Below are 12,208 nucleotides of genomic sequence, written 5' to 3'. Positions count from 1 at the left end.
CTCATGCCGATGCTTGCGATTTTGTTGAATCGAGAGAAGCGATGCCGTCACCCGCAACGTCGACAATCGAGCGTCTGCGTTGTGAAATTCAACCTGAGGTTAGTTAGCCCTCCGGACATGGCCGAAGACTCCTTCGCCTTTGTTTTGACGGACAGGAGTGTGACGAATGCTGCCAAGAGAGTAGCGAAGCTCCGGCCGGCAATCCCGGTATGCATCGAGGTGAGCAATGAGTTCATTCGAGGCTTTCCCGACAGCTCTGCACGACCGCCACTTGGGAGGGGTGTCGTGTGAGATGGCTGCCCACAGCGCCAGGCGGGGAGATCCAATCTCGCAACGCAAGCGGACGTCGATTCGACCGGTCTGGTTATGCATCTTGGCGCTGGCGGTGGCCGCGTTCGGCTGCGGCGCCCTTCACGCCCAAGCGGCCGCGGCGCCCGACAAGGAATTAGTCGTGGCGACCAAGCAGGCCCCTCCATTTGCCATCAAGCAGCCGGATGGGAGTTGGAGCGGTATGAGCATCGCGCTCTGGAAAAGGATCGCCGATCAGGCACACCTGCGTTTTCGCCTGGTCGAAACCCAGAGCGTGCCGGATTTGCTGGACGGCGTCGCAAACGGCAGATTCGATGTTGGCGTCGCGGCGGTCACAGTGACTGCCGAGCGTGCGCGCAAAGTCGATTTTACGCAGCCGTTCTACAACACCGGGCTCGGCGTTGCGGTACCGGTCAACGAAAACCCCTGGCTCGCGATCGGGCGGGCGCTTCTCTCTTTCGGATTCTTCCAGGCCGTCGCGGTGCTGCTTGGTTTCGCAATGGCGGTCGGATTCCTGATCTGGATGCTGGAACGGCGCAAAACGGAGCACTTCGGTGGCGGCGCCAAGGGACTCGGCTCCAGCTTCTGGTGGTCGACCATCGCCATGACGCAAGCCGGGGCCGCTCAGAATGCGCCGACAACCCTCCCCGGCAGGATCGTCGCAATGGGATGGATGATCGCTTCCGTGATCGCGATTGCGGTGTTCACCGCCGGTATCACCTCCACCCTGACGCGCAGAGGGCTCGAGGGCGCCGTTCACGGCTTCAACGACTTGCGGTCCGTGCGCGTCGGCGCGGTCGCGAACTCCGCGACGACCGACTACCTCGCTCGTCAGCGGCTTTCGTTTAGAACGTTTCCGGACATCCAAGGCGGCCTCTCCGCGCTGGGGCGTGGGACAATCGATGCCTTTGTTCATGACAAGCCGTTGCTGACCTGGATGGTTCGCAGCGACTTCCCGGCCTCGGCTCGCGTCGTCGATACCAGCTTCAGCAGCGAGAGCTATGCGATCGTGCTGCCCAAAGACAGCGCCTTGCGGCCGATGCTCGATCTCGCCGTACTCGATCAAATCGAAGGTGATTGGTGGCAGCAGACGGTGTTCGAGACGCTTGGAAACGCTCAATCTCGCTGACGATACCTGCGAGGAGCCCGGTCCGTTCAGCGCTGTCAGAGTCTCATCGTTGCAGCGGAACCGACAAAGTTCCGAACATCGGCCTCGCGAGCGATGCAAACCGTCAATAGCCCTGTGCGTAGGCGCGAGTTGCTGTTCCACCAAATCAGCTTCAAGCTTGGTTCATCCTCGGCGTGGCAGCTTGGCGCATTTTCTAACATGGCCCCCAAACCACGTGCGTGAGTTGCCGTTGCCGAGGAACTGCTCCAGCGCGCCTTGTCCGTAGGCCGAGTTCGATCCATCGGCCAACTACGCGGGCCAATCATTCCCATCTGAGCGGCCTTCCTATTGGCGCGGTCTCAACCTGTTGTCGGCAACTGTGCTGGCGCGAGTGCGTTCCATGCTTCTGCGAGATGTTCTTCGGTGCCGCGACTGGCGCCACCGGGCACGCAACGTGAGCGTGATTTCCCAACCGTCGCGTCCGTGCCTGACCAGCATTGTCGACCATCGGGGCCGGCTGCCCGCACGCTTTGATTCTTGCAGCACCAGAGTTGATCCTTTTCTCTGCCGGAGCGACTGGCATTTTCGACATCATCCTGACCGCACATCAAGCCGCCCCAACAGGCGATGGTCTCGAAAAGGAGGCCGCGTTACACGCGCGCGCACATCAGTGCGCAGCGCAGTTCCACGAAGCGAGGTTGAAAAAAAGCGCAATGGGTTTGTGCGTCGATCAATCTCTGCAATAGGGCATCAAGCACTTGAACGCAGCAGCCGTCGAGTGGCTTGCAAGTTGAAATAGGAGACCGGGTTGCAAACACATTTTTCGCGCATCAATCAGTCCAAGGCCGTCTTCGATGATATTTATGCCCTGGATGATCCCAGGGCATATTTCTCTGTCCTCGGAGATTTGGATTACATGATCCCGGACGTGGCCGAGCCGGTTGTGCGCCAAATTCTGGCAGCGAAGGTTTCGGAAACCGGCGTCAAGCCGACCGTGCTTGATGTTGGCTGTTCATACGGAATCAACGCAGCGGTGCATCGGTTTCCACTGACTTTCGGGGGCTTGCGCCATCGCTACGCCCGGCGCGAGATGAGGGCGATCGGTTCTGAGACATTGGTGCGTCTCGATCGCAATTTTTATGCGGCTTGGCCGGATGTCGGTCTCGCGCGATTTATCGGTCTCGATGTATCGGCGCCGGCGATTAGGTATGCAACGGGTGTTGGTCTGCTTGAGCAGGGCATTGTCGCAGATCTTGAAACGGAGGCGCTCTCGACCGACAGCGCGCATCTTGTCCGATCCGCTGATGTCATCATGTCGACGGGGTGCATCGGCTACGTCACCGAGAAGACGTTCAGCAAGATTCTCGATGCGACGGAGAAGCGTCCATGGATCATTTCGTTCGTGCTACGAATGTTCCCGTTCGAATCTCTAGCCGCGACGTTCGCGAAGCGTGGTCTTGTGACAGAGCGTCTTGCCGGCGCGACTTTCATCCAGCGTCGTTTTCGCGATGCTGAAGAGTTTGAAAGTTGCTTGGCCAGCCTGGCGGCTCTTGGCATCGATGCCACCGGTCTTGAGTCGGAAGGGCTGTTTCACGCCGACCTGATGTTGTCCCGTCCTGAGGCGGATGCGCGCGCCGCTCCCCTGGAAGACATTGTCACTGTTGCCAGCGGCAGGGGGCGTCCGATCGGACCGCGTTATGTCCATGTTGAGGGCGACGACGGCCTGCAGGTCGCGTTGGAGCCGTGACGGGCTCGCCTTCCGAAGATGGGCGTGGGTGTGACCCAGGGACCTGCGCATCCAAGCGGATCATGCCCTGACTCCCGCTTGGTCATTTTCTGCCAGTTCTGCAGTCTACAGGGAGGCCCTGTTCATGACAGCTTCGCCGATTTCGAATCCGTCCAATTCCGTGCCGTATATCGAGATCGATGCTGTATCGAAATCCTACGATGGGGGGCGGAGCGTTGCTGTTTCCAACGTATCGCTCGACGTACAGCAGGGGTCACTGGTCGCGCTCGTGGGCGGCTCGGGATCCGGCAAGACCACGCTGCTGAAGACGATCAATCGACTGGTCGATCCTGACGTTGGAGAAGTCAGGATCGACGGAGTGCCTGTAAGCAAAGCCGAACCGCCGATGCTGCGGCGGAGCATCGGCTACGTCTTTCAGGGGATCGGTTTGTTTCCGCACATGCGCGTTGCCGACAACATTGCCGTAACACTCAGGTTGCGTGGCTGGCAGGCGAGCGAGATCAAAGCGCGGGTGGCCGAAATGCTGGATATGGTGGACTTGCCGCAGGATTACGCCGGCCGCTTTCCGCACATGTTGTCCGGAGGTCAGCGCCAACGGGTTGGCGTCGCGCGTGCAATCGCCGCCCGACCGCGCATTGTTCTGATGGACGAGCCGCTGGGTGCGCTCGATCCTGTCACCCGCGACAGCCTGGGTTCTTCCTACCGCGAGCTGCACGACCGGTTCGGCATGACGACCCTGATGGTCACCCATGACATCCAGGAAGCTGCGCTGATGGCTGATCGAATCGTCGTCATGAAGAACGGCCGCGTACTCGCGGACGATACGCCGCACACGTTGATGATGGGCTCTGGTTCTGACGATCCGGACGTGACCGCCTTGATGGAAGTCCCGCGACGTCAAGCGGAACGCATCGCCGCGCTTGCGACCAAGAACGGACCTGCTCGTGCCTGATGCCGGCGCAGAGCTGCTTTCCAGTGCCCGATTAGACGCGTTGTTCGACGCCTGGCGCCTGCTTCCCACCTATCTCACACCACATATTGTACTTTGCGCCACGGCGCTGGCGCTTGGACTGCTCGTCAGCCTGCCGCTGGCTGCCCTCGCAGCGGAACGACCATGGCTACGCAGGCTGGTGCTTGCCATCGCCAGCTTGATCCAGACCATACCGGGACTTGCGTTGCTCGCACTGTTCTATCCATTGCTCCTTGCGCTCTCGACATTGACGGCACGGCTCTTCGGCTTCGGTATCCCCGCACTGGGATTCCTGCCGACGCTGATCGCATTGACGCTCTATGCGATGCTTCCGATCTTGCGCAACAGTGTGGTTGGTTTGAATGGCGTCAGTCCAGCTATCGTCGAAGCGGCAGAAGGCGTTGGTATGACGCCTCAGCAGATTCTGACGCGCGTCAAGGCGCCGCTCGCCACGCCCGTCATCATGGCCGGGGTGCGGACTGCAGCCGTATGGACGATTGGAGCAGCCACGCTTTCCACGCCCGTCGGCCAAACCAGCCTTGGCAATTACATTTTTACGGGGTTGCAAACCGAGAACTGGGTTTCCGTGCTGTTCGGCTGCATCGCCGCGGCCGGGCTTGCTCTGATCACCGACTTCTGTCTCGGTCTCGTGGAGACGGGGGCGTCTGAACGTAGCAGGAAACGTGTGGCGTTCGGTATAGCCGGGCTTGCTCTCGGCACGCTCGCCGGTTTCGCGCCGCTGCTCTCGAACGAAACAGCAACCTATGTCATCGGCGCGAAGAGCTTCTCCGAACAGTTCATTCTGGCGGATCTGATGGGTGACCGGCTGAAGGCCGAAGGGGTCGGCGTAACGCGTAAGGACGGGCTCGGTTCGGCTATCGCCTTTCGCGCGCTGGCTCACAATGACATTGATGCTTACGTCGATTACTCCGGCACGCTCTGGCGCAACGTTATCGGTCGCACCGATATGCCACGGCGCGAGGAGATGCAGGCGGAGATCGTCCGCTGGATGAAAGCGGAGCAGGGTGTCACGGTACTCGGTGCGCTTGGTTTCGAAAATGCCTACGTTCTCGCGATGAAACGGGAGAGAGCGCAGGAATTAAACGTCACCTCGATTGCCGATCTTGCTCGTGTTGCACCTCAACTCACCATCGGCGATGACCTTGAGTTTTTGGGCCGACCGGAATGGCGCTCGCTCAGGAATGCCTATGGTCTGTCGTTCAGAACGCGACGCTCGTACAATCCAACGATCATGTATCATGCTCTCGAGGCCGGTGAGGCCGATGTCATCTCCGCGTTCTCCAGCGACGGGCGTATCGCGGCGCTCGATCTGCTCGTGCTGGCTGACCCGAAGCATGCGATACCTTCCTATGATGCGCTGATCCTCATCGCGCCAAAGCGCGCCGCCGATGCGCGGCTGAAGCGAGCACTTGTTCCGCTTGTCGGCTCGGTGCCCGTTGAGGCGATGCGCGCCGCTAACCTCATGGTCGACGGCGATACGGACAAGGCTTCTCCGGAAGAGGCGGCGCGAGCCTTGGCAAAGGCCGTGCATTTGCAGTCGCGATAAGTACGAGAACACGATCAGGGGCGTTCTCGTTCGGGGTTCGACCATCGCCGATGGGGCGCGCTCGAGGTCGCGAACGAAATGGCGCGTCACGCAATGAACGATCACTTCGGCAGCGTGATTCATAATGAAGCCACGAATCGTTGTCACGAATGTACAACCGTATTTGGGGATGACAATGCGGGCAAAAAGAGTGGAAAGGGCGGTTGGTTCCAACCAATCGCTGCTTGAACTGCTCCAGGCAGAACTTGCAGCCCTCAACTCGCAAATCGAAGCGGTTGAAAAGACGCGGGCAGAAACGCAATCGATCGATGAGTTGAGAGAGTGTGCGATCCGCGCGTGTCGACGGATCGACGAGATTCGTTCCGTCGTTGCCGCCGAACAGTCGAATGACGCGCCCAACAGCGCAACTCCTGAATCTCCGTCTACGGTCGCTCGTTGAAGTTCGAGACGCTGTTTTAAGTCCCGGGGTCCTGGGCGGTAGACGCGATCAAGGCGCTGGCCGAGGGGGCGGCGATGCTCCGCTCGCTCGTCTGCGGCGGTCGTCCTGAAGGCGACGACGAATCTCGACCTGCGTCATGCGCTTGGGCATCGGCCCTAACCAAAATCGTCCCTTAGATCCCGACAGCGGTGCGTGTCGCAATCAGCCAACTTCCGGGTGTAGCGCGATCAGCAAGATCGCCACCGCGACCACTGCGAGCCAGCATTCAGCGGCGATGATGGCCCATTCGGTGCCTGTTCGATTTTTCATTGGCGCCACCTTTTTCGACGGCTCCGACGTGAGTCTGAGGGGCTTCAACGTCGAAGCTGTCTTCGCCAGTGCTTCGGCCTATCCGAGTTTGATGCGCTGTGGGGCTCGGCTGATCCGAATGACGATCAGATCACACTCGGCCTTGGATGGAAGTGCACTTTGTGCCAACGCAACTGGTTCCGCTGTCCTGCTTGTATCATGGTTCATGCACAACGCAGGTCGTCCTTCGTGCGGCACCCAATTGTGTTGCCGCCAGTGCATTCCAAGCCAGGCCGAAGCTCAGTCCGATGGACGACACTTGATCCGCGTTAAGCGCAAGCCTGATTTCCCATCCGCGTCCATGCTGGCGTGAAATCAAAACCTCGGACGACCCAAATCCGCGCACGTCGCGTTTCCATTCGCGCAGCATTAGAATCAATTCCTTCTCTTCCGCGCTCACTTCTATTCTCGACATCGCCATCACCGCGCATCAAGCCACCCCAACCGGCAAAGCTATTGAGCGCCGCAACGCCGCGTCAACACGCGCGCGTGCATATCCGACAATGGCACTTCACGGCTGTCGCCCATCTCGCAAGCTCCGCTGACGCAAGCGACGGCCCCGACGTGCTGTCTGAGGGCCGCGCCGGAGCCGTCTTTGCCAGTATTTCGGATTGGCCGAGCCGATGCGCGTGCTCGGTCGATCCGATGTGCGCAATGAGATCACAACCGCCTCGCGATGGGATGTGCAATCCGTGCCAACAGCGCCGGTTCCATGGTCACGATTGCATCATAATCAATCAACAACCAAAACGCCCACGCGTGTTGCTGTTCCATCGAATGCGTTTCACTTTGCATTTTCCTCGGCGGTGGTGGGCGACTCATGATCCAGCACTGGACTCGCAAAGTGTGTCGGCTAGCACTCGCCGGGGAACGGAGGCCATGATGAAACGCTGCGACCGCAAGCGCTCCGACATGACGCCGTGCGTGATTACCGACGGCGCGGATGCCTATAGCTTCGAGAGCGATCAGGACACTCAGCCGATCTGCGTTGGCTGCGGTCGCAGCCCGCAAGTTACAGGCGTGGCACCACCCGCCGATTGGGCTGAGCAGGTTGCCGACTATCTGAAGGCCGTGCAGATCAGGCAGCGGCGCTGAAGCCTCGAGCGCGCGGCGCCCATGCGGCAAATCCGACCGGCCTGCCAATCCACCAGCCCGGCCGAACCGCTCGCAACGTGTTCGCGCTCGATCAGCCCGATGAGCGTTAGCTGCCATCGTCCCTTGGAGGTCAGTTCCGTGACGCATTGATCGTCGTGCGTCATGTCGTCACGGATCAGTCCGTCAACGTGCGTCAATCGACCGCGCTAGAGGCTTCCAATCCGGGAGGAACCACCGTTCCAACGAAAAAGCTCCGGGCCTTTGTTTGGCCCGGAGCTCTCATGTCGCTTGGAGTTAAGCGAGCGATCAGTACCTGGCGACGGCCGGGCCGCCCAAGTTGAACCTGTAGTTCAAGCCCGCCTTGATGGTGTGCTGGTCGTTGCGGAAGCTGCCGATAAAGCCGAGAGAATCGGACACGTTGACGGTGCCGAAGTCATAGTACTGGTATTCGAGCTTGCCCGACCAGTTCTGGGTAAACATGTATTCGAGACCGGCACCGACGGTGTAGCCGTCACGGCCGCCGTCGCCGCCGAAGCCGTTCGAGAAGCGCGTGTCAGCCCAGGCATAGCCGCCCTTGACGTAAAGCAGCGCCGGACCCCAGGTGTAGCCGAGGCGGCCGGTTACCGAACCGAGGCCACGATTGGCGAAGCTCGAACTGGTATCCAGAAAACTATAGTTGGCTTCAAGACCCAGCACCCAGCTCGGCGCGAACTGGTAATCATAGCCAGCCTGCACGCCGCCCATGAACACACCGTCGTTGCCACCGCCGAAGCCGGGGGCGAGGACGTTGTCGTTGCCACCGAACGCACCACCGACGTGACCACCGATGTAGAAGCCGGTCCAGTTGTAGATCGGGGTCGGAGCAACATAGGGCGGAGCCTTGGTGTAGGGCTGAGGCGCGAGATCAGCCGCGGAAGCGGGCGCGACCGCGCCGAGCGCGATCATGCTGGCGGTGACAAGCAGAATTTTCTTCATCTTTTTCATTCCAACTTTCTTGTACTAGCCCAGCCCCAAGTTCATCGCCTATCAGACACGTGCGGAATTGCTGTAACTTGGCTGCAACAGGCGGCGCCAAACGCGGGCCGCTCATGGCAAGCGCGAGGGACGCTTGGCGTTAGGCGAGCTTGGAACTTTCGTGACGCGGATTATGCATTGCAGATCACATCGCAACGCGTCGGTGGATAGATGGTTGTCTTCGCATGGAACTGGGGCGAGCCCTAAAACCACCGAGAGCGAAGCGCGGGCCTGCAGCGCTTGTCGAGCCAAAAGGGAGAGTCACTATCGGGCTTCTGTCCCGTAGCGGAACGAAGTGGGAGGCCCCGACGCATACCAGCCCCGCGCCGCGGTCCGTTTGCGTGCGCGCAACACCCCGCCCGATATCTCTGACAGATTGATCCAGCGATAATGCAGGGCAGCGTCCCGATGATGGGAGTCCTGAACCAGGCTGTGTCAATCACCGGAGAGGATGTCGCAGCGGACTCGTCCGATGAGCCACGAAATAAGGCCAAGGGCGGCGATCACGACTCCAACTATTGGGGCAAACGCCACGTAATGGCGACAGGTCGTCGATTGGGGCGCTACGTAAGCCTTCTCGTTCGCTGGACGGTGCCGTTCTCGTGAAAACGGCGTGCTGTGCGTTCGGCCGGAGTAAAGTGCCCGTAATGCGGCCACATTCTCTGCGCTTGCAACGCGAACTCGGCTTCGTCGCTCGCGCTGAACTAGGAGCGCTTTTCGAGCCGCGGCCGCGGCCCTTCGGTGATGCGGAACCGGGACAGCACGTCGGTGCGAATGGCGCCGCGGAGGATCTTGCCGATTCCGTTGCGCGGCAATTCGTCGAGGGCAATCAGCAGGCGCGGACGCTTGTAGTCGGTCATGTTCGGCACCACGCGATTGATGCGCTCCTCCCAGCCTGGTGCGGGATTTTCCACCGCTGCCAGAATGACCTCGCCCCAATAGTCCGAGGGAATGCCGACCACCGCGACTTCCGATGGCTGCAGCGCCGGCGCAAGCAACCGTTCGACCTCTTCCGGCGCTACCTTGTAGCCGCCGGACTTGATGACGTCGGCGCTACGGCCGGTGAGGTGCAGCCGGCCGCGTGCATCGACGTAGCCGAGATCGCCGGTTTCGTGGAATTCATTCGGTGCGAGCGCGCTAAAACCCTCGGTGGTGAGATACCCGGTCATCAGGTGTTGTGCACGGATCAGAACCTCGCCGTCGCCGCCCCCCGCGGCGGGCCGGCCGTCCTCGCCGCGGATAACGATCTCAACACCGGGAGCGGGCCAGCCGACGCAGGCGTCCTCGCCTCCGGATGCATACCAGGACTCGGTCTCCTCAGCTTCAAGCACTGTGATCGGATTGAATACCTCGCTCTTGCCATAGGTCACCCGCACCACGGGGCCGAACATCTCCTTGACGCGCGCGTAGAGCGTGGGCTTCAGCACGGCCGTGCCGCAGAAGATCGTGCGCAGCGACGAGAACTGGCGCGTGCCCGCGGCAGCCACGATCTTTGCCAGCACGGTCGGCGGCGCAAACATCGCATCGCATGCGCCGCGTGCAAGGATATCAAGTACGCGCGGCGGGTCGACGCCGTCGAGCAGTGTCACGGCCGCACCCGACGACAGATAGGCATGCGTCATCAACGAGGAGCCGTGCGAGAATGGCGTCATCAGCAGGACGTTGCTGCCGGCACCCGGGCGGAACGGCAGGTTCGCCCGCAGCAATATGTTGGCCGTCCAGCGGCCGATCTGGCTGTGAACCGCGCCTTTCGGGCGTCCGGTGGTACCAGAGGTAAAGACGATACGCGCCGGCGCGTCGCCGTCGACCTGCGGAAAGGCGGCCGGATCCAACGCGGTCCGTTCGATGCTTTCGACCTCGATGATGATCGGACCGCCGGCGGCCTTTTCGGTCGCGACGGCCGCGCCGGTGATCAACAGACGAACGTTGGAGACCGCGAGGCAGTAAGCGCGTTCGTCGCTGCTCAGCGCAGGGTTGATCGGGACTTCGACGGCGCCCGCCAGCATGACGCCGAAAGTGGCCGCAACGGCGTCGGCGCTGTTGCGGAACAATGTAGCCACGGCATCTGTCGGCTCGATCCCGGCCTGCATCAGGGCATCCGCAACGCCGGCGGCTTTGGCGAACAACTCCGCATAGGACGTCGTGCCGGCGGCGTCGACGACAGCCGGCCTGTTGCCGTAGCGGAGCGCGAGCGCGGAGAATTCGCCGGCCCAATGGATTGATTTCGATGACATGCTCGAGCTCTCCGTCGAGACGATCCGCGTTGCTAGCCCGCGCCATAGACCAGATTGGGCAGCCAGAGCGAAAGCTGTGGGACATAGGTGATGATTGCAAGGCACAGCAGCAGCAGGCCGAGGAACGGCAGAACGCCGCGCACCACTTCGGTGACCGGCGCCGTCGAAATCGTGGCCAGCACGTAGAGGTTCAGTCCGACCGGGGGATGAACCAGCGCGATCTCCATGTTGTGGGTGAAGACGATCGCGAAATGGACGGGATCGATTCCGAGCGGTTTCAGCGCAGGCGCAAGGATCGGCATCACCACCAGCAGCGTGGCGGCGACCTCGAGAAAGCATCCGAGCACGAGCAGCAGCACGTTGATCGCGAGCAGGAATTGCCAGGGATGAAGCTGGTTGTCGAGCGTGAACTTCACCAGCGAGGCCGGGATGCCCGAGTCCGTCATCCAGTGGCCGAACGCCAAAGCGGTCGCGACGATGATCATGATCGTCGCGGCGCTCTTGATTGCCTCGGCGATCACCTCGAGCGTCTGGCTGACCTTAAAGCCGCGATAGAAGAACAGGCTGACGAGAAGAGCCACCGTGGCCGAGACCGCGGCTGCTTCGGTGACCGTCATCAGGCCGCCGTAGATTCCGACCATCACGATGAAAGGCACGCACAGCGCGGGCAGGGCATTGAGGCTCATCCGCACCAGTTCGGCGCGAGGCACGGACGGTTCGCGCGGCAGCTCGTATTTGTGCGAGTAGTAGAACACCCAGCCGAAGAACATCGCTGCCTGCAGCAGCCCGGGAAGGATGCCGGCCAGGAACAGGCGCGGCACGGACTGCTCTGCGATCAGCCCGTAAAGAATCAGCGACAGGCTGGGTGGAATCACGATGCCGATCGTGCCGGAAGCGCCGACCACGCCAAGCGCAAAATGACGCGGATAGCCGCGCTCGATCATCGCCGGCACCAGAATGGTGCCCATGGCGAGCGCAGTTGCAACTGAGGAGCCGCAGATCGCGGCAAACAAGGTACATGACACCACCGTCACGAGACCGAGTGCGCCCCGCAATCGTCCGAACCAGGCGATCGCGACATCGACCAGCGCCTTGGCGACGCCGCCGCGCCGCATGAATGCGGCGGCCATCACGAACAGCGGCAAGGCCATCAGTGTGCTGGAGTTCATTTCATCGGCGATCTTCTGCGCGATCGCCACCAAAGGCTGGTCGCTGAAGCCGAACAGGACCGCCGCGCAGAGACCCAACACCAGAAAGATCGGCATTCCCGCGCAGAGCAGCCCGAAGAACATCAGCAGGAAAAGCATCGTCCACATCGTGTCGGTCTCGTTGTTGCTGGACCTGAAGCGTCCCGATGCGGGACCACGACGGTCAGTT

At 61.2% G+C, this 12,208-nt stretch carries 10 protein-coding genes; 6 read left to right on the top strand and 4 right to left on the bottom strand.

Annotation, left to right across the window (positions count from 1 at the left end; genetic code table 11):
- The first annotated feature begins 373 nt into the window (after window positions 1–373).
- From ACVIHF_RS28780 to ACVIHF_RS28760, 5 genes are all read left to right on the top strand, one after another.
- Window positions 374–1,438 (top strand): transporter substrate-binding domain-containing protein, encoded by a 1,065-nt coding sequence (locus ACVIHF_RS28780; RefSeq protein ID WP_253606937.1) that lies wholly within the window; start codon window positions 374–376, stop codon window positions 1,436–1,438.
- A gap of 787 nt (window positions 1,439–2,225) precedes the next feature.
- A complete protein-coding gene (locus ACVIHF_RS28775; RefSeq protein ID WP_316399361.1) occupies window positions 2,226–3,164 on the top strand; it encodes a class I SAM-dependent methyltransferase in 939 nt (312 codons plus the stop codon).
- 124 nt (window positions 3,165–3,288) lie between these two features.
- Entirely contained in the window at window positions 3,289–4,116 is an 828-nt protein-coding gene (locus ACVIHF_RS28770; RefSeq protein ID WP_310881527.1) for an ATP-binding cassette domain-containing protein, read from the top strand.
- 40 nt (window positions 4,117–4,156) lie between these two features.
- On the top strand, window positions 4,157–5,701 hold the full coding sequence (locus ACVIHF_RS28765; RefSeq protein WP_456792916.1) for an ABC transporter permease/substrate-binding protein: 1,545 nt from the start codon (window positions 4,157–4,159) through the stop codon (window positions 5,699–5,701).
- Window positions 5,702–5,876: 175 nt separating this feature from the next.
- The gene (locus tag ACVIHF_RS28760) at window positions 5,877–6,140 is read left to right on the top strand and encodes a hypothetical protein (RefSeq protein WP_253606940.1); all 264 of its coding nucleotides are present in this window, start codon (window positions 5,877–5,879) and stop codon (window positions 6,138–6,140) included.
- A 505-nt stretch (window positions 6,141–6,645) separates the two neighbouring features.
- Here the strand turns inward: ACVIHF_RS28760 and ACVIHF_RS28755 are convergent.
- On the bottom strand, window positions 6,646–6,909 hold the full coding sequence (locus ACVIHF_RS28755) for a hypothetical protein (protein WP_225642640.1): 264 nt from the start codon (window positions 6,907–6,909) through the stop codon (window positions 6,646–6,648).
- Between the two features lie 461 nt (window positions 6,910–7,370).
- Here ACVIHF_RS28755 and ACVIHF_RS28750 point away from each other — a divergent pair, with 461 nt between their 5' ends.
- Window positions 7,371–7,583: a hypothetical protein gene (locus ACVIHF_RS28750; RefSeq protein ID WP_310881530.1), complete on the top strand. Its 213-nt coding sequence runs from the start codon at window positions 7,371–7,373 to the stop codon at window positions 7,581–7,583.
- 306 nt (window positions 7,584–7,889) lie between these two features.
- Here the strand turns inward: ACVIHF_RS28750 and ACVIHF_RS28745 are convergent, their stop codons facing one another.
- The 3 genes from ACVIHF_RS28745 to ACVIHF_RS28735 all read right to left on the bottom strand — a co-directional run bounded on the left by ACVIHF_RS28745 (window position 7,890) and on the right by ACVIHF_RS28735 (window position 12,147).
- Window positions 7,890–8,558 (bottom strand): outer membrane protein, encoded by a 669-nt coding sequence (locus tag ACVIHF_RS28745; RefSeq protein ID WP_057017476.1) that lies wholly within the window; start codon window positions 8,556–8,558, stop codon window positions 7,890–7,892.
- A 743-nt stretch (window positions 8,559–9,301) separates the two neighbouring features.
- The gene (locus ACVIHF_RS28740) at window positions 9,302–10,831 is read right to left on the bottom strand and encodes a class I adenylate-forming enzyme family protein (protein ID WP_456792915.1); all 1,530 of its coding nucleotides are present in this window, start codon (window positions 10,829–10,831) and stop codon (window positions 9,302–9,304) included.
- 32 nt (window positions 10,832–10,863) lie between these two features.
- On the bottom strand, window positions 10,864–12,147 hold the full coding sequence (locus ACVIHF_RS28735; RefSeq protein WP_229188887.1) for a TRAP transporter large permease: 1,284 nt from the start codon (window positions 12,145–12,147) through the stop codon (window positions 10,864–10,866).
- Window positions 12,148–12,208: the final 61 nt, after the last annotated feature.

Source organism: Bradyrhizobium sp. USDA 4506, from assembly GCF_054058795.1.
The sequence above is the reverse complement of the archived record's forward strand: the minus strand, read 5'-3'. Positions and strand labels throughout refer to the sequence as shown.